19 protein-coding genes are annotated in these 14,962 nt (G+C 64.7%); 13 read left to right on the top strand and 6 right to left on the bottom strand.

Features of this window, described 5'->3' with window-relative positions; all coding sequences use genetic code 11:
• Positions 1 to 128 precede the first annotated feature (128 nt).
• Together rpoH and ESZ60_RS02335 are read right to left on the bottom strand one after the other, a co-directional pair.
• Positions 129 to 1,034 (bottom strand): RNA polymerase sigma factor RpoH, encoded by a 906-nt coding sequence (gene rpoH, locus ESZ60_RS02340; RefSeq protein ID WP_134678806.1) that lies wholly within the window; start codon positions 1,032 to 1,034, stop codon positions 129 to 131.
• 60 nt (positions 1,035 to 1,094) lie between these two features.
• The gene (locus ESZ60_RS02335; protein WP_134678805.1) at positions 1,095 to 2,153 is read right to left on the bottom strand and encodes an RluA family pseudouridine synthase; all 1,059 of its coding nucleotides are present in this window, start codon (positions 2,151 to 2,153) and stop codon (positions 1,095 to 1,097) included.
• Between ESZ60_RS02335 and ESZ60_RS02330 the strand changes: the two genes are divergently transcribed.
• Positions 2,152 to 2,472: a DUF6476 family protein gene (locus ESZ60_RS02330; protein ID WP_245155550.1), complete on the top strand. Its 321-nt coding sequence runs from the start codon at positions 2,152 to 2,154 to the stop codon at positions 2,470 to 2,472. The two genes, ESZ60_RS02335 and ESZ60_RS02330, sit on opposite strands and share 2 nt — an antisense overlap.
• Here ESZ60_RS02330 and ESZ60_RS02325 read toward each other — a convergent pair.
• Positions 2,442 to 2,714, bottom strand: coding sequence for an accessory factor UbiK family protein (locus ESZ60_RS02325; protein WP_134678804.1), 273 nt, complete (start codon positions 2,712 to 2,714; stop codon positions 2,442 to 2,444). The two genes, ESZ60_RS02330 and ESZ60_RS02325, sit on opposite strands and share 31 nt — an antisense overlap.
• A gap of 122 nt (positions 2,715 to 2,836) precedes the next feature.
• Here ESZ60_RS02325 and lgt point away from each other — a divergent pair, with 122 nt between their 5' ends.
• The 3 genes from lgt to pgeF are packed head-to-tail and all read left to right on the top strand — an operon-like array spanning position 2,837 to position 5,539.
• Positions 2,837 to 3,736: a prolipoprotein diacylglyceryl transferase gene (gene lgt / locus ESZ60_RS02320; RefSeq protein ID WP_134678803.1), complete on the top strand. Its 900-nt coding sequence runs from the start codon at positions 2,837 to 2,839 to the stop codon at positions 3,734 to 3,736.
• Positions 3,733 to 4,791, top strand: a complete 1,059-nt coding sequence (locus ESZ60_RS02315) for a class I SAM-dependent methyltransferase (protein WP_134678802.1) — start codon at positions 3,733 to 3,735, stop codon at positions 4,789 to 4,791. Before lgt ends, ESZ60_RS02315 begins: the two co-directional genes overlap by 4 nt.
• Positions 4,775 to 5,539: a peptidoglycan editing factor PgeF gene (gene pgeF / locus ESZ60_RS02310; RefSeq protein ID WP_134678801.1), complete on the top strand. Its 765-nt coding sequence runs from the start codon at positions 4,775 to 4,777 to the stop codon at positions 5,537 to 5,539. The genes ESZ60_RS02315 and pgeF overlap by 17 nt, the downstream gene beginning before the upstream one ends.
• A gap of 18 nt (positions 5,540 to 5,557) precedes the next feature.
• Here the strand turns inward: pgeF and ESZ60_RS02305 are convergent, their stop codons facing one another.
• A complete protein-coding gene (locus ESZ60_RS02305) occupies positions 5,558 to 6,058 on the bottom strand; it encodes an Lrp/AsnC family transcriptional regulator (protein ID WP_134678800.1) in 501 nt (166 codons plus the stop codon).
• A 164-nt stretch (positions 6,059 to 6,222) separates the two neighbouring features.
• Between ESZ60_RS02305 and trxB the strand changes: the two genes are divergently transcribed.
• The 5 genes from trxB (at position 6,223) to ESZ60_RS02280 (ending at position 11,448) form a co-directional block, all read left to right on the top strand.
• Complete coding sequence (trxB, locus tag ESZ60_RS02300) at positions 6,223 to 7,236, top strand: thioredoxin-disulfide reductase (RefSeq protein WP_134678799.1); 1,014 nt, start codon at positions 6,223 to 6,225, stop codon at positions 7,234 to 7,236.
• Between the two features lie 272 nt (positions 7,237 to 7,508).
• The gene (locus tag ESZ60_RS02295) at positions 7,509 to 9,218 is read left to right on the top strand and encodes a bifunctional sulfate adenylyltransferase/adenylylsulfate kinase (protein ID WP_134678798.1); all 1,710 of its coding nucleotides are present in this window, start codon (positions 7,509 to 7,511) and stop codon (positions 9,216 to 9,218) included.
• Positions 9,219 to 9,309: 91 nt separating this feature from the next.
• Positions 9,310 to 10,089: a hypothetical protein gene (locus ESZ60_RS02290; RefSeq protein ID WP_134678797.1), complete on the top strand. Its 780-nt coding sequence runs from the start codon at positions 9,310 to 9,312 to the stop codon at positions 10,087 to 10,089.
• Positions 10,086 to 10,892 (top strand): glycosyltransferase family 2 protein, encoded by an 807-nt coding sequence (locus ESZ60_RS02285; protein WP_134678796.1) that lies wholly within the window; start codon positions 10,086 to 10,088, stop codon positions 10,890 to 10,892. The genes ESZ60_RS02290 and ESZ60_RS02285 overlap by 4 nt, the downstream gene beginning before the upstream one ends.
• Before the next feature lie 97 nt (positions 10,893 to 10,989).
• Positions 10,990 to 11,448 (top strand): hypothetical protein, encoded by a 459-nt coding sequence (locus ESZ60_RS02280; protein WP_134678795.1) that lies wholly within the window; start codon positions 10,990 to 10,992, stop codon positions 11,446 to 11,448.
• A 70-nt stretch (positions 11,449 to 11,518) separates the two neighbouring features.
• On the opposite strand, the gene ESZ60_RS02275 is transcribed toward ESZ60_RS02280, so the two are convergent.
• Together ESZ60_RS02275 and ESZ60_RS02270 are read right to left on the bottom strand one after the other, a co-directional pair.
• The gene (locus ESZ60_RS02275; protein ID WP_134678794.1) at positions 11,519 to 11,746 is read right to left on the bottom strand and encodes a DUF1150 family protein; all 228 of its coding nucleotides are present in this window, start codon (positions 11,744 to 11,746) and stop codon (positions 11,519 to 11,521) included.
• A 13-nt stretch (positions 11,747 to 11,759) separates the two neighbouring features.
• Positions 11,760 to 12,170 (bottom strand): Hsp20 family protein, encoded by a 411-nt coding sequence (locus ESZ60_RS02270; RefSeq protein WP_134678793.1) that lies wholly within the window; start codon positions 12,168 to 12,170, stop codon positions 11,760 to 11,762.
• A 169-nt stretch (positions 12,171 to 12,339) separates the two neighbouring features.
• Here ESZ60_RS02270 and ESZ60_RS02265 point away from each other — a divergent pair, with 169 nt between their 5' ends.
• The 4 genes from ESZ60_RS02265 to ESZ60_RS02250 all read left to right on the top strand — a co-directional run bounded on the left by ESZ60_RS02265 (position 12,340) and on the right by ESZ60_RS02250 (position 14,915).
• Complete coding sequence (locus ESZ60_RS02265; protein ID WP_134678792.1) at positions 12,340 to 12,558, top strand: YdcH family protein; 219 nt, start codon at positions 12,340 to 12,342, stop codon at positions 12,556 to 12,558.
• A gap of 87 nt (positions 12,559 to 12,645) precedes the next feature.
• Entirely contained in the window at positions 12,646 to 13,131 is a 486-nt protein-coding gene (purE, locus tag ESZ60_RS02260) for a 5-(carboxyamino)imidazole ribonucleotide mutase (RefSeq protein WP_134678791.1), read from the top strand.
• Positions 13,124 to 14,167, top strand: a complete 1,044-nt coding sequence (locus ESZ60_RS02255; RefSeq protein WP_134678790.1) for a 5-(carboxyamino)imidazole ribonucleotide synthase — start codon at positions 13,124 to 13,126, stop codon at positions 14,165 to 14,167. The genes purE and ESZ60_RS02255 overlap by 8 nt, the downstream gene beginning before the upstream one ends.
• Before the next feature lie 247 nt (positions 14,168 to 14,414).
• Complete coding sequence (locus ESZ60_RS02250; RefSeq protein ID WP_134678789.1) at positions 14,415 to 14,915, top strand: type III secretion system chaperone family protein; 501 nt, start codon at positions 14,415 to 14,417, stop codon at positions 14,913 to 14,915.
• Positions 14,916 to 14,962 lie beyond the last annotated feature (47 nt).

The following is a 14,962-nucleotide window of genomic DNA, read 5'->3' as shown; positions in this document are numbered from 1 at the left end:
CCCCCCCGCTGCACGGAACCGAGCATAAGAGCCCCTTGGCAGGCGTCAACCAAGCGACGCTATGGGCGCATGAATTTAAGTCGCCTGCTCTGGCGCGAAACCGGGCGGTCATTTCGGGGACCGGGCGATCACACCTGCTCGGAGGGCAGGATTCCCCGCTCGCGCGCAAGATCGCGGATACGGTTCTGCAGCTTTTCGAAGGCCCGCACCTCGATCTGGCGGATCCGCTCGCGCGAGACTTCGTAGCGCGTCGAGAGATCCTCGAGCGTCATCGGATTGTCGCGCAGGCGCCGCTCCATCAGGATGTCCTTTTCGCGATCGTTCAGCACATCCATGGCCGAGATCAGCAATTCGCGCCGGGCCGACATCTCGTCGGCCTCGGCGAATGCCTCGGCCTGATTGGCGGTGTCGTCTTCCAGCCAGTCCTGCCATTGCGCCGCCGATTCGCCATCCGCCGAACCGACGCTCGCATTCAGCGAGGCATCGCCCCCCGACAGGCGGCGGTTCATGTCGATGACTTCCTGCTCCGACACGTTCAGGTCATGCGCGATCTGGGTGACATTCTCAGGGCGCAGATCGCCCTCTTCCAGCGCGCCGAGCTTGGACTTGGCCTTGCGCAGGTTGAAGAACAGCTTCTTCTGCGCCGAGGTGGTGCCCATCTTCACCAAGGACCAGGAGCGCAGGATATATTCCTGGATCGAGGCACGGATCCACCACATCGCGTAGGTCGCAAGGCGGAAGCCCTTTTCCGGGTCGAAGCGCTTGACCGCCTGCATCAGACCGACATTCGCCTCGGAAATCACCTCGGCCTGGGGCAGGCCATAGCCGCGATAGCCCATGGCGATCTTGGCCGCGAGGCGCAGGTGGCTGGTGACCAGACGCTGCGCCGCCTTGGGGTCCTCGTGATCGACCCATGCCTTGGCCAGCATATATTCCTCTTCCGGTTCCAGCAGGGGAAACTTGCGGATCTCCTGAAGGTAACGGTTGAGGCCCTGTTCGGGGCTGGGGGCGGGAAGGTTCTCGTAGCTGGCCATGTGAAATTCCTTATCCCGCGTCGAAGCGCGTCGATCCGAGGCGGGTCAATGTGAACGCGATCATGACGCGCCCGGTTCCGACAGGGAAGACCCCGCGCCGGTCATGCCACGCAAATGATCGAGAAGTGCCGCCATGTCGGCGGGCAAGGGGCTGGTGAAATTCAGTTTTTCGCCGCTGACCGGATGTTCGAAGCCAAGCTCCGCCGCATGCAGCGCCTGACGCGGAAAAGCCGTGATCGCGGCTGCTGCCTCGGCCCCCAGCGCCTTGACCGAGGGCCTGCGCGCGCCGCCATAGACCGGATCCCCGATCAGTCCCAGCCCGGCATGGGCCATATGGACGCGGATCTGATGCGTGCGCCCGGTTTCGAGCCGGCATTCCACCAGCATGACCGAGGGGGGCGCGCCGAAGCCCTCGATCAGCCGCGCCCGGGTCACCGCGTGGCGGCCCCGGTCGAAGCTGACGGCCTGCCGCTGCCGGTCGCTCGGGTGGCGTCCCAGAAGCGTCGTGATGCGCAGGACGCCGCCCGGCTCGAAAACCAGCCCCTTCAGCCCGCGCAGCCGCGCATCGGCCGGATCGAGCATACCATGCGCCAGTGCGAGATAGCGGCGATGGGCCGAGTGATCGGCGAATTGCTTGGCAAGACCCTGATGCGCCCGGTCGGATTTCGCCACGACCAGAAGGCCCGAGGTCTCCTTGTCGATGCGATGGACGATGCCGGGCCGCGCCGCGCCGCCAATGCCCGAAAGGCTGTCGGCGCAATGCGCCAGAAGCGCATTGACCAGCGTGCCGTTCGGCGCGCCGGGGGCGGGGTGGACGACCATGCCTGCGGGCTTGTCGACCACAATCAGATCGTCATCCTCATAGGCGATGGACAGCGGGATATCCTCGGGCTGGGCTTCCAGCGGCTCGGGCTCGCCGATCTCGATGTGATATTCGCCGGGCAGGGCTTTCGCCTTGCCGTCGGTGACCTGACCCGAGGGGCCGAAAACCGCCCCTTCGGCGATGAGCTTGGACAGGCGCGAACGGGAAAGGGCCGCCTCCTCTGGCGCGAGGCTGGCAAGGGCCTTATCTAGCCGGTCGGAAAGTCCCTCGGGGACGTGGATGAGGATTTCGGTCATGGCACGGGATGATAGGGCGGATCAGGGGCCCGAGGAAGCGCTGCCGATGCTGCGCTGGCTGCGTCTCCTCGTGACCTCGCTGGCCGCGGTGATGGGTCTGGGCATTCTGGCGATCGTGGCCTTGCTGTGGCTGCGCCTTTCCGAGGCGCCCTTGCCGCAGCTTCCCGACCAGATCGCTTTGCCCGATGGGGCGCAACCCGCCGCCATTACCTTTGCCCGCGACTGGATCGTGGTGGTGACGGAGGCGGGCGAGATCCTGCTCTACGACCAGCAGGGCCGGCTGAAGGATCAGGCGTCGGCCCCGGTCTCTGCGCCCTGAGGGGCCTTGCCCTCGAGCGCGTCCAGACGGGCCTGCAGCGCCGCATTCTCGGCGCGGGCCTTGATGGCCATCTCGCGCACGGCCTCGAATTCCTCACGGGTCACAAAGTCGCGATCCGCCAGCCAACGGTCGATCCAGCTGTTGAAGGCGGTCTGGGCCTCGTCCTTGGCGCCTTGCGCGACGCCCATCGCATTGGTCATCAATTTCGAGAGATCGTCGAAGAAACGGTTATTGGCGGTCATGGCGGGCCTTTCGTAATCGGGTTCCGCCCTATATGGCCCCGGCAAGGCCGCGGTTCAATCGGGCGGCGCATGTTGACACGGGTCCGGCGACAGCTAGCCTGCCCGCCGATGACGAGGAGCCCATGATCCCCTTTCCCGACATTTCGCCCGAAATCTTCACCATCAACCTGTTCGGTATCGAATTGGCGCTGCGCTGGTATGCTTTGGCCTATCTCGTCGGGCTGATCGCGGGGTGGCGCATTCTCGTCTGGCTGATGCGGCGCCCGGCGCTCTGGGGCGACCGCGCGCCGATGCGTCCCGAGCAGGCCGAGGAGCTTTTGACCTGGGTCGTGCTGGGCGTCGTCGCGGGCGGGCGGCTCGGGTTCGTTCTGTTCTACGAGCCTGCTTATTACTTGTCGCATCCCGCCCAGATCCTGCAACTCTGGCATGGCGGCATGTCGTTTCATGGCGGTTTTCTGGGCGTCGTGCTCGTCTCGTATCTCTATTGCCGCAAGCACGGCATCCCGCCCTTGCGTCTGGCCGATGCCATGGCGCTGGCCGCGCCGTTGGGGCTGGGGCTGGGGCGGCTTGCGAATTTCATCAATGCCGAGCTTTGGGGCCGTCCGACCGATCTGCCTTGGGGCGTGATCTTTCCGGGCGAGGCCGCGCAGTTTTGCCCCGGCGTGACCGGGCTTTGCGCCCGCCATCCGAGCCAGCTTTACGAGGCCGTCCTTGAGGGCGTCCTGCTGCTTGTCGTCCTCTTCGCGCTGGTGCGCCGGGGGGCCTTGCGCCGTCCGGGGCTTTGCCTTGGCGTCTTCGTCTTGGGCTACGGGCTTTCGCGCTTCATCGTCGAGTTCTTCCGTCAGGCCGATGCGCAATTCATCACGCCGGACAATCCGCTGGGCCATGTGCTGGGCGGCCCGGTCTGGGGCCTGAGCATGGGACAGCTTCTGTCCCTGCCGATGATCCTGATCGGGCTGGCCTTCATCCTGCGCGCGCGGATGCGGCCTCCGGTCGCCGAGGTCGCCGGGGCTGCTGCATGACGCCGCTCGCGCGCCTGATCGCCGCGCGCATCCGGCTTTCGGGGCCGCTGCGGCTGGATGAATATATGCAGCTTTGCCTGCTCCATCCCGAGCATGGCTATTACGCGACCCGCGATCCCTTTGGCGCGGCGGGGGATTTCACCACCGCACCCGAGATCAGCCAGATGTTCGGCGAGATGATCGGCCTGGCTCTGGCGCAAAGCTGGCTGGATCAGGGCGCGCCTTCGCCCTTTGTCCTGGCCGAGATCGGTCCGGGGCGCGGCACGCTGATGGCCGACATCCTGCGCACCATCCGCGCCGTGCCGGGAATGCGCGAGGCGGCGCAGGTCACGCTGATCGAGGCCTCGCCGCATCTGCGCAAGATCCAGCGCGAGAAGCTGGGCGAGATCACCCATCTCGATCAAGCGGGCGACTTGCCCCGTATGCCCTTGTTTCTTGTCGCGAACGAGTTTTTCGACGCGCTGCCCATCCGCCAGTTTCAGCGCCAGCCCGAAGGATGGGCCGAGCGCATCGTGGCCCTCGACCCCGAGGGGCGTCTGGTGCTTGGCCTTGCCGCGCCCGCGCCCGGTCCGGATGCGCCCTTGGGCGAGATCCGCGAGACCTGTCCCGCCGCCGCGCCCATCGTCCGCGAAATCGCGGGGCGGATCGCGGCGCATGGCGGCGCGGCGATCCTGATCGATTACGGCAATTGGGACGGGCAAGGCGACAGCTTTCAGGCGCTCCGCGCCCATCGCCCCGAGAACCCGCTGGAAAATCCCGGCGAGGCCGATCTGACGGCGCATGTCGATTTCGCGTCTCTGGCCTTGGCGGGGCAGGCGGCGGGGGCGCAGGTCTCGCGCATGGCGACGCAGGGCGAATGGCTCACACGGCTGGGAATCGCGGCCCGCGCCGAACGGCTGGCCCAAGCCGGGGATAGCGGGGCCAAAGCCGCGCTTCATCGCTTGACCGCGCAGGCGGAAATGGGTCAGCTATTCAAAGTTCTGGCATTCTGGCCGCCGAAGGCCCCTTTGCCCCCCGGTTTCGACGCCCTGGAGCCATATGCAGACCACGCTTGAGATCCTGACCCATCCGCTGCTCGGACCCGTGCGGCACGGCTTTTTCACTCGCAAGGGGGGCGCGTCCTCGGGGCTGTTTTCCGGGCTGAATTGCGGTTATGGCTCAAGCGATCAGGGTGAGATCGTGACCATCAACCGGACCCGCGCCGCCGAGGCGCTCGGCCTGCCGCTGGCGCGCATGGCCACCGTGCATCAGGTTCATTCCCCGGATGTGGCCGTCATCCGCGCCGGGGACGATCCGTCCTCCTTTTCGCATAAGCGGGCCGATGGCATCGTCACCGACCAGCCTGGCGTCGCGCTGGCGGTGCTGACCGCCGATTGCCAGCCGATCCTTTTGGCCGATCCGGAAGCCGGGGTCATCGGCGCGGTCCATGCTGGCTGGCGGGGTGCTGTCTCGGGCGTGATCGAGGCGACCGTGGGGGCAATGACCGATCTGGGCGCGCGCCGCATCCGCGCCGTGATCGGCCCCTGCATCAGCCAGAAATCCTATGAGGTCGGTCCGGAATTCATGGATGAGGTGACGGCAGAGGATCCGGGCCACCATCGCTTCTTTGCCGGCGGGCCGAATGGCAGGCCGATGTTCGACCTGCCGGGCTTCGGCCTGATGCGCCTGCGCGAGGCCGGGGTCGAGGCGGAATGGACACGCCATTGCACCTATTCCGAGCCCGAGCGCTTCTATTCCTATCGCCGCAGCACCCATCAGCACGAGGCGGATTACGGGCGGCTGATCTCGGTGATCGCCTTGTGAGATCGGCCCGCGGCCGGTTCAGCCAATGGCTGCGGCGCGGGTCTCGACCACCTCGAAGGGGACGCCCGGCTCATCCTTGGCACAGCGGATCACGAGGCTCGTCTTGACCGAGGCCACGTTGGGCGCAGCCGTCAGGTTTTCGGTCAGGAAGCGCTGAAAGCTCGGCAGATCCGGTGAGACGCATTTCAGGATGAAATCGATCTCGCCATTCAGCATGTGGCATTCCCGGACCAGCGGCCAGTCGCGGGCCAGCGCCTCGAAGGCCGAGAGGTCGCGCTCGGACTGGCTGTGCAGGCGGACCATGGCAAAGACCTTGACCTCGAAGCCCAGTTCGCCGGGGTTGATATCGGCGTGATAGCCGCGGATATAACCGGCTTCCTCCAGCGTGCGGACGCGGCGCAGGCAGGGCGGGGCCGAGATCCCAACCCGCCGGGCCAGTTCGACATTGGTCATCCTTCCGTCGGCCTGAAGCTCGGCAAGGATTTTCCGGTCGATCTCGTCTAGTCGGGCGCCGCTCATGTTTTTCCTCTTGGGCCGCAATCGGGCCGAATTCATGCCGGAAGCTACCTGTCCGGGTGATGTTGCGCAATATTATTTCCGCCGATGCGGCCAGCTTGGCGGCGCATTGCATGACGCGGCGGGGGTGATTACCTAGGGCGCGAATTCCGAAAGGTCCAGTTGTCATGTCCCACGCCCCTGCAAATTCCGCCCCTGACACCCTGCCCAAGCATACCCGCGTGCTGATCGTGGGCTCCGGCCCGGCCGGTTACACCGCCGCCGTCTATGCCTCGCGCGCCATGCTCGAGCCCGTCCTGATCCAGGGCATGCAGCCCGGCGGACAGTTGACCATCACCACCGAAGTCGAGAACTGGCCGGGAGAAACCGAGATCCAGGGCCCCGACCTGATGATCAAGATGGAAGCCCATGCCAAGGCCATGGGTGCGCGCATCTTCATCGACACGGTGACCCGGCTGGACCTGCAGGTGCGACCTTTCGTCGCCGAGCTGGATTCGGGGGCGAAAATCACCGCCGATGCCGTGATTCTCGCGACCGGCGCGCAGGCCCGCTGGCTGGGCCTCGACTCGGAGGAAAAGTTCAAGGGCTTCGGTGTCTCGGCCTGCGCGACCTGCGACGGCTTCTTCTATCGTGGCCGCGAGGTGGTGGTGCTGGGCGGTGGCAATACCGCCGTCGAAGAGGCGCTGTTCCTGACCAATTTCGCGAGCAAGGTGACCCTTGTGCATCGCCGCGACAGCCTGCGCGCCGAGAAGATCCTGCAGGACCGCCTGTTCAAGCATCCCAAGGTCGAGATCATCTGGGATCACGAGATGGCCGAGGTGCAGGGCACCGAGGCGCCGCTCGGCGTCACCGGCGTGCGCCTGCGCAACGTCAAGACCGGGGCTGAGCAACTTGTCGGCGCGGATGGCGTCTTCGTCGCGATCGGCCATGCACCCAGCTCGGAACTGGTCAAGGACCAGTTGGAACTGCATCACGGCGGCTATGTGAAGGTCGAGCCGGGCACGACCCGGACCTCGATCCCCGGCGTCTTTGCCGCGGGCGACCTGACCGACCATGTCTATCGTCAGGCCGTGACCTCGGCCGGAATGGGCTGCATGGCGGCCTTGGATGCCGAGCGTTTCCTTGCCGAATTGGGCATGGCGGGGGCGCCGAATGAAAATACGGCGGAAATTCCTGCCTGAGGCCGGGCAGGGTGACATCGTTCCGGGGCAGGTCGCTGTCCCGGAATGCAGGAGATGGGGGAAGCCCGCTCATCGAACAGCTTGTTCGCCGCAACTTCGCGCATTTTATGCTTTATGGGTCGCGGAAGCCGCGCTTTTCGAAAGCCGCGGTTGAAACGCCGGGACCGCATCGGTAATGGCGAAGGAAGGATGCCTCGCGTCATCACGGCGTTGCAAATGCAGGGCATCAGCCATGACGGCGCAGGAATGCCACATCAACTGTCGAGAAGCTTATGACATTGCCGAACCTTGCTCCGATTCCCGAACTCTATGTCAGCGCGGAATCCGCGCAGAAGCTCAAGGCCGAGGCCGGCAATATGCTGTCCTGGGATCTGACCCCGCGCCAGATCTGCGACCTGGAACTGCTGATGAATGGCGGTTTCCACCCGCTCAAGGGGTTCCTGACCGAGGCCGATTACAATGGCGTCGTCGAGGATATGCACCTCGCCTCGGGGGCGCTCTGGCCGATGCCGATCAACCTCGATGTCAGCCAAGATTTCGCCGACAAGGTCGAGCCGGGGCAAGATATCGCCCTGCGCGATCAGGAAGGCGTGATCCTCGCGATCCTGTCCATTACGGACAAATGGTCGCCGGACAAATCGCGCGAGGCCGAGAAGGTCTTTGGCGCCGATGACCTGGCCCATCCGTCGGTCAACTACCTGCATAATGTCGCGGGTCCGGTCTATCTGGGCGGCCCGATCACCGGCATCCAGCAGCCGACCCATTACGATTTCCGCGCCCGCCGCGACACGCCGAACGAGTTGCGCGCCTATTTCCGCAAGCTGGGCTGGCGCCGCATCGTCGCCTTCCAGACCCGCAATCCGCTGCACCGCGCCCATCAGGAACTGACCTTCCGCGCCGCGCGCGAGGCTCAGGCCAACCTGCTGATCCATCCGGTCGTCGGCATGACCAAGCCGGGCGACGTGGACCATTTCACCCGCGTGCGCTGCTACGAGGCGGTGCTGGACAAATATCCGCAGGCCACCACCCATCTGTCGCTTCTGAACCTGGCGATGCGCATGGGCGGCCCGCGCGAGGCGGTCTGGCACGGCATCATCCGCCGCAATCACGGCCTGACCCACATGATCGTCGGCCGCGACCATGCCGGCCCGGGCAAGAACAGCCAGGGCGAGGATTTCTACCACCCCTATGCCGCGCAGGAACTCTTCCGCAAGCACCAGGACGAGATCGGCATCGAGATGGTCGACTTCAAGCAGATGGTCTATGTCCAGGAGCGCGCCCAATACGAGCCCCGCGACGAGGTCGAAGAGGGTGCGACTATCCTTGACATCTCGGGGACCGAACTGCGCCGCCGCCTGCGCGAAGGCCTCGAAATCCCGGAATGGTTCAGCTTCCCCGAGGTGGTGACCCAGTTGCGCCGCACCTCGCCGCCGCGCAGCAAGCAGGGCTTCACCCTGTTCTTCACCGGGCTCTCGGGTTCGGGCAAATCGACCATTGCCAATGCGCTGATGGTCAAGCTGATGGAGATGGGCGGTCGTCCGGTCACGCTCTTGGATGGCGACGTGGTGCGCAAGCACCTGTCGAGCGAACTGGGCTTCTCGAAAGAGCATCGCGACATCAACATCAAGCGCATCGGCTATGTCGCCTCTGAGATCACCAAGAATGGCGGCATCGCCATCTGCGCCCCGATCGCGCCCTATACCGCGACCCGTCGCGCCGTGCGCGAGATGGTCGAGGCAGGCGGCGCCTTCATCGAGGTCCATGTCGCGACCAGCCTCGAGGAATGCGAGCGCCGTGACCGCAAGGGCCTCTACAAGCTGGCACGCGAGGGCAAGATCAAGGAATTCACCGGCATTTCGGACCCCTATGAAGAGCCGACGAATCCCGAATTGCGCATCCAGACCGAGGGCTTCGATGTCGATTACGCGGCCCAGCAGGTGCTGCTGAAGATCGAGCAGATGGGCCTGATCGGCGTCGAGTAAGCGCCGCTTCGTCATCAAAGGGGGCCGCGCCGGCGTTGACCGGCGCGGCCCCTTCGCCTATCGCGGGGGGATGAGCCAAGAAGGTGTGCAGATGTCCGATCCCGTCCTCATCCTGACCATGAAATGGGGCACAATCTACGGGGCCGAGGACGTGAACCGGCTTTACCGTCAGGTGAAGCGCCATCTGGACCGGCCGCATCGGTTCATCTGCTTTACCGACGATGCCGCGGGGATCGATCCCGGTGTCGAGGCGCTGCCTCTGCCCGAACTGGGCCTGCCCAAGGGCCATGGCGACACGCGTTGGCGGAAGCTCGCGTTGTTCCGCCCCGATCTGGGCGGCTTCACCGGCATGACGGCGCTGTTTCTGGATCTGGATCTGGTGGTGGTGGACGATCTGGGGCCGTTCTTCGACCTGCCGGGCAAGTTCTTCATCATCCGGGACGACGACCTGTTCCGGGCCAAGCCCCTGCGCAAGGTCAATCCCGGCCGCGACCGCTTCCTGCATTCGGTCGGCAACTCCTCGGTCTTTCGCTACGAGGTGGGCGCGCATAGCTATATCCTCGACGCCTATCTCGCCGATCCCGCCGCCGCGACCGCGGGCTACGAGATCAGCCAGCAATTCCAGTCGGCCCAACTGGCTGCGCATGGCAATCTGCATTACTGGCCGCGGGAATGGTGCGTCAGCTTCAAGAACCATTGCGTGCCGCGCAACCTTCTGAGCTATCTGGATGATCCCAAGCTGCCCGAGGGCGCGCGGATCGTGCTTTTTGCCGGCGCGCCCAAGATGGAGGATGTCTTCGCGGGGCGGGGCAGCAAATGGTATCGCCGCATCGGCAATATCGACTGGCTGCGCGAGGCCTGGCAGGGATGATCGCCGATGCTTTCCGGCGCTGGAAGCACGCGCGTCGCATCCGTGCAGCCGAGGCTGAGATCGCCGCGCGCGAGGTCATCGGCGCGCCGCATGGCCTGCCCTCCGAACTGGTCATCAGTCTGACGAGTTTTCCGCCGCGCTTTGGCAGCCTGCATCTGGTGCTGCGCTCGCTGGTCTCGCAGAGCCTGCGGGCCGATCGCGTGATTCTTTGGTTGGCCGAGGGCGATGCCGCGCAATTGCCGCAATCGGCCCGTGTCCCGGGCGTCGAGATCCGCAGCTGCCCGGACTGGCGTTCCTACAAGAAGATCATTCCGCTGCTGCTGGAATCGCCCGGCGCCCATATCGTGACCGCCGACGACGATGTCTATTACCCCGCCGACTGGCTGGCGCGGCTGGTGGCGCGGGTGGATTCGGGTGTCGTTTGTCACCGCGCGCATCGCGTTACGCTGCAGGACGGAAAGGTCCGCAGCTATGACGACTGGCGCCGCAATATCGAGGCCCCCGAGCGCTCGCCGCTGATCTTTCCGACCGGGGTCGGGGGCGTGCTCTATGCGCCGGGGGTGTTTCATCCCGAGGTGACCGATGTCGCGCTGTTCCAGCGCCTTGCGCCCTCGGCCGATGATGTCTGGCTATACTGGATGCACCGCCTGGCCGGATCGCGCCCGGAAAAGATCGGCGGCCGCTTCCGCATCACCGAATGGCCCGGCACGCAGGAACAGAATCTGCGCGGCGGCAATCTGGCCGGAGATGGCAATGACCGCGCGGTGCGCGCGATGATTGGCCGATACGGCTTTCCCGGCTGAGGCTGCCGATCACTCCTGTTGATGCAACCCTTGTGCTCTGGCATCGTTAAGCCACGACGAAGCCAGATTTTTCGGAACCATCATAAGGATGATCGCCATGACTGGACTAAGCCAGAATTTCAGAATTGCTGGGTTGGGGGCGGTCCTCGCCTCTTGCGCGATCCTGGCCGGCTGCGCCGACACCACGGATGAGGCCGCACCCGCCAATCGCAACCATTTCGTCGTGACTGTCTCGGACGGAAATCTGGTTGGGGTCTATGATCCGGCGAATTTCAGTCAGCAGGTGGTGCGGCAGGTTCTGGACCGGGGCTGCGTCGATGGCACGGTCGCGACCTACAGCGAGACGCCGACAGAGGGTGGTCTGACCGAATTCACCGCGACCTGCGGGCCGGGCGGCATCATTCAGGAAATTCCGGCGACCCAGACCTATCAGCGTGCCAGCACCCGTCCTGCCACGACCGAAGAGGTGGCTGCCGCGGATGCCGCGATCGCCTCGCCGACCGGAACCGCGACGACAGGCGGGACCATGGCCACGACCGTCCAGCCAAGCATGTAGAAAACACCGCGAAATCAAGCAAAAGCGCCGCCATTGGGGCGGCGCTTCTCATTTTTCCAGACATGTCGAATCAGTGGACGCTGACCGGTTCCAACTCGTTCTGGCGCGCCAGCATGAAGGCCATTTTGCGGTCCTTGACCAGCGCAAGGCGCTCGCCATCGATGCCATGAACGGCATAAAGCGCGTCCACATCCGGAACCTGGCTGCGCACCTCGTCGGGCAGGCTGTCAAGCTCGACCCGGCGGATATAGACGGTATTGCCCGAGGCCTCGGCCTCGAAATCGAATTTCTCGTTCATGTGCGATCCCCTTTCATTTGCGGCTGATCGGAATGGTCTGCACGATGCTGTCGGGAACAGCGCGACGCAGATCGATATTCAACAGGCCATTTTCCATGCCCGCCGAGACGACCTCGACGCCATCGGCCAGCACGAAGCTGCGCTGGAAGGCCCGCGCGGCGATGCCGCGATGCAGGAAGACCCGGTCCTCGTCGATCTCGGCCTGACGACCGCGAATCACCAATTGGCGGTCCTCGAGCGTGATCGACAGGTCGTCCTCGGAAAACCCGGCCACGGCCAGAGTGATGCGGAAACCGTTCGGCCCCTGATGTTCGATATTGTAGGGCGGGTAGCCCTCGGCCCCCTTGGCGGCCCGTTCGGCCAGTCGTTCAAGCTGGTCGAACCCCAGCAGGAACGGATGAGTGGCCAGACTGATCTTGGTCATATCCCCAAGCCCTTTGCATCAAAGCGACTGTCGGCCGGACCCCGAAGCGGCAATCCGGCAGATTGAATATGTGGGCGCAGGTAAGCATGCGCAAGTGCTGCGACAGCAAGGGCATTAACAGTGCGGAAGTGCTGCGTTATAACGGGCGCAGTCCAGCCCGAGGCCCGAAATGAACGCCCAGCACGAGATGTCCCATGAAGAGATCGCCCGCACGCGCCTTGCCGTGCTGAGGCGCGAGCATCGGGATCTCGACGAGGCGATCGCGGCGCTTTCGGATCAGAGCCTGACCCATTCGCTGACCCTGCAGCGGCTGAAAAAGCAAAAACTCGCCCTCAAGGACCGCATCTCGCGGCTCGAGGATGAATTGACCCCCGACATTATCGCCTGATCTCCCCGGCCTGCCCCCATCGGCTGATTGCATCTGGCCCGCGCGCGCATTAGGGCGGGGGAAACATGCGCGAGAAGGGGCGATCTCATGGAAAAACCCGTCGGAATCATCATGGGCAGCCAGTCGGACTGGCCCACCATGCGCGAGGCAGCCACCATTCTGGACGAGTTGGGGATCGCCTACGAGACCAAGATCGTCAGCGCCCATCGCACGCCGGACCGCTTGTGGGAATACGGCAAGACGGCGGTGTCGCGCGGCCTCAAGGTGATCATCGCGGGGGCGGGAGGTGCTGCGCATCTGCCGGGCATGATGGCCTCCAAGACCCGCGTGCCGGTGATCGGCGTGCCGGTCCAGACCCGCGCGCTGTCGGGGGTCGATTCGCTCTATTCCATCCTGCAGATGCCCAAGGGCTATCCGGTGGCGACCATGGCAATTGGCTCGGCGGGCGCGGCCAATGCCGGGCTGATGGCCGCGGGCATCCTTGCGATCAACGATCCCGAACTCGCCGCGCGTCTGGATGCGTGGCGCGAGGCGCTGTCGGCCTCGATCCCCGAGGAGCCGAAAGATGACTGAACTGAAACCGGGTTCCACCATCGGCATCCTTGGCGGCGGGCAATTGGGCCGGATGCTTTCCGTGGCCGCGAGCCGCCTCGGCTATCGCTGCCATGTCTATGAGCCGGGCGCCTCGCCCGCCGCCGATGTCGCCCATGCCGTGACCAATGCGCCCTATGAGGACGAGGCCGCCTTGCGCGCCTTTGCCGAAGGCGTCGATGTCATCACCTATGAATTCGAGAATGTCCCGACCGCCGCGCTGGACCTTCTGGAATCGATCCGCCCGATCCGCCCGAACCGCGGCGCATTGGCGGTCTCGCAGGACCGGCTGACGGAGAAGGATTTCCTCGCCGGGATCGGTCTGCGCACTGCGCCCTATCGCAATGTGGAAACCGAAACCGACCTGCCCGCCGCGCTGGCCGAACTGGGCGCGCCCGCGATCCTCAAGACCCGCCGCATGGGCTATGACGGCAAGGGCCAGATCCGCTTCAAGGATGCCGAGAGCCGCGACTGGACCGGCGCGCCCTCGGTGCTGGAAGGCTTCGTCGAGTTCTCGGCCGAGATCAGCGTCATCGTGGCGCGCGGTGCTGACGGTCAGGTCTCGGCCTTTGATCCCGGCCTGAATGTCCATCGCGAGGGCATCCTGCGCACCACCACCGTGCCCTGCGGTTTGTCGCAATCGCTGCTGACCGATGCCGTGCTGATCGCGGCGCGCATCGTGAATGCGCTCGATTATGTCGGGGTCATGGGGGTCGAGCTTTTCGTCACCCGCGAGGGGCTGATCGTCAATGAGATCGCGCCTCGGGTCCATAATTCGGGCCATTGGACTCAGGCGGGCTGCGCCGTCGACCAGTTCGAGCAGCATATCCGCGCGGTTGCCGGTCTGCCGCTGGGCGATGGCCAGCGCTATGCCGATGTCGAGATGGAGAACCTGATCGGCGATGACATCGACCGAATCCCCGATTTGCTCAAACAGCCGCGCACCCAGATCCATCTTTACGGCAAGGGCGATGCCCGGCCCGGCCGCAAGATGGGCCATGTGAACCGCGTTCTCTAGGCGCGACGAAATAATTCAACGAATCCAGACGGCGCGGGCATTTCACCCGCGCCGTTTCTGCATCTGCGAGATGAGATTCTGCGCTATACTGCGCCTGCAGCGAAACCCAAGCGGTAACCGAATTTTCGCTTTACACCCTCGTGGTTTGAGAACACGATATATGGTAGGCACATCCGGGAGGATACGCCGGGTGTAGTCGCAAACCCCAGCGAATGGGGACGGCCCACTCTGGAAAGGCAGGGGGAAGATGGCGCAGGTAGACTTCATCCACAGCGACGAGATCCACCCGATCGACATCGTCGAATGTGTCGCGGCCCATCGCGAATGGGACTTCGACCGTCTCGCCGAAGATCAGATCGCGATCCCGGTCGAGGGGCTCTGGCGGACTTACTCAATCACCCTCGCATGGTCGCCGCGCGAAGAGGTCCTGCGCCTGATCTGCACCTTCGACATGGACCCTCCGACCGAGCGCCTGTCTGCGCTTTACGAAGTGCTGAACCTTGCGAATGATCAGGTCTGGGATGGCGGCTTCACCTTCTGGGCGCAGCAGAAGCTGATGGTCTGGCGCTATGGTCTGGTGCTGTCGGGCGATGCGATCGCGAGCCCCGAGCAGATCGACCAGATGATCGGCAATGCGATCCAATCTTGTGAGCGCTTCTATCCCTGCTTCCAATTGGCCTGCTGGGGCGATGCCTCGCCCGAGGCGGCTCTGGACATCGCCATGTCCGAAGCCTACGGACGGGCCTGAGAGCCGCCCCTGACATCCGGTTCGGGCGGCGAAGCAGGGGGAATGCA

The organism is Paracoccus ravus (genome assembly GCF_004522175.1).
Classification (GTDB): domain Bacteria; phylum Pseudomonadota; class Alphaproteobacteria; order Rhodobacterales; family Rhodobacteraceae; genus Paracoccus; species Paracoccus ravus.
This window is presented reverse-complemented; position numbering and strand designations above follow the sequence as displayed.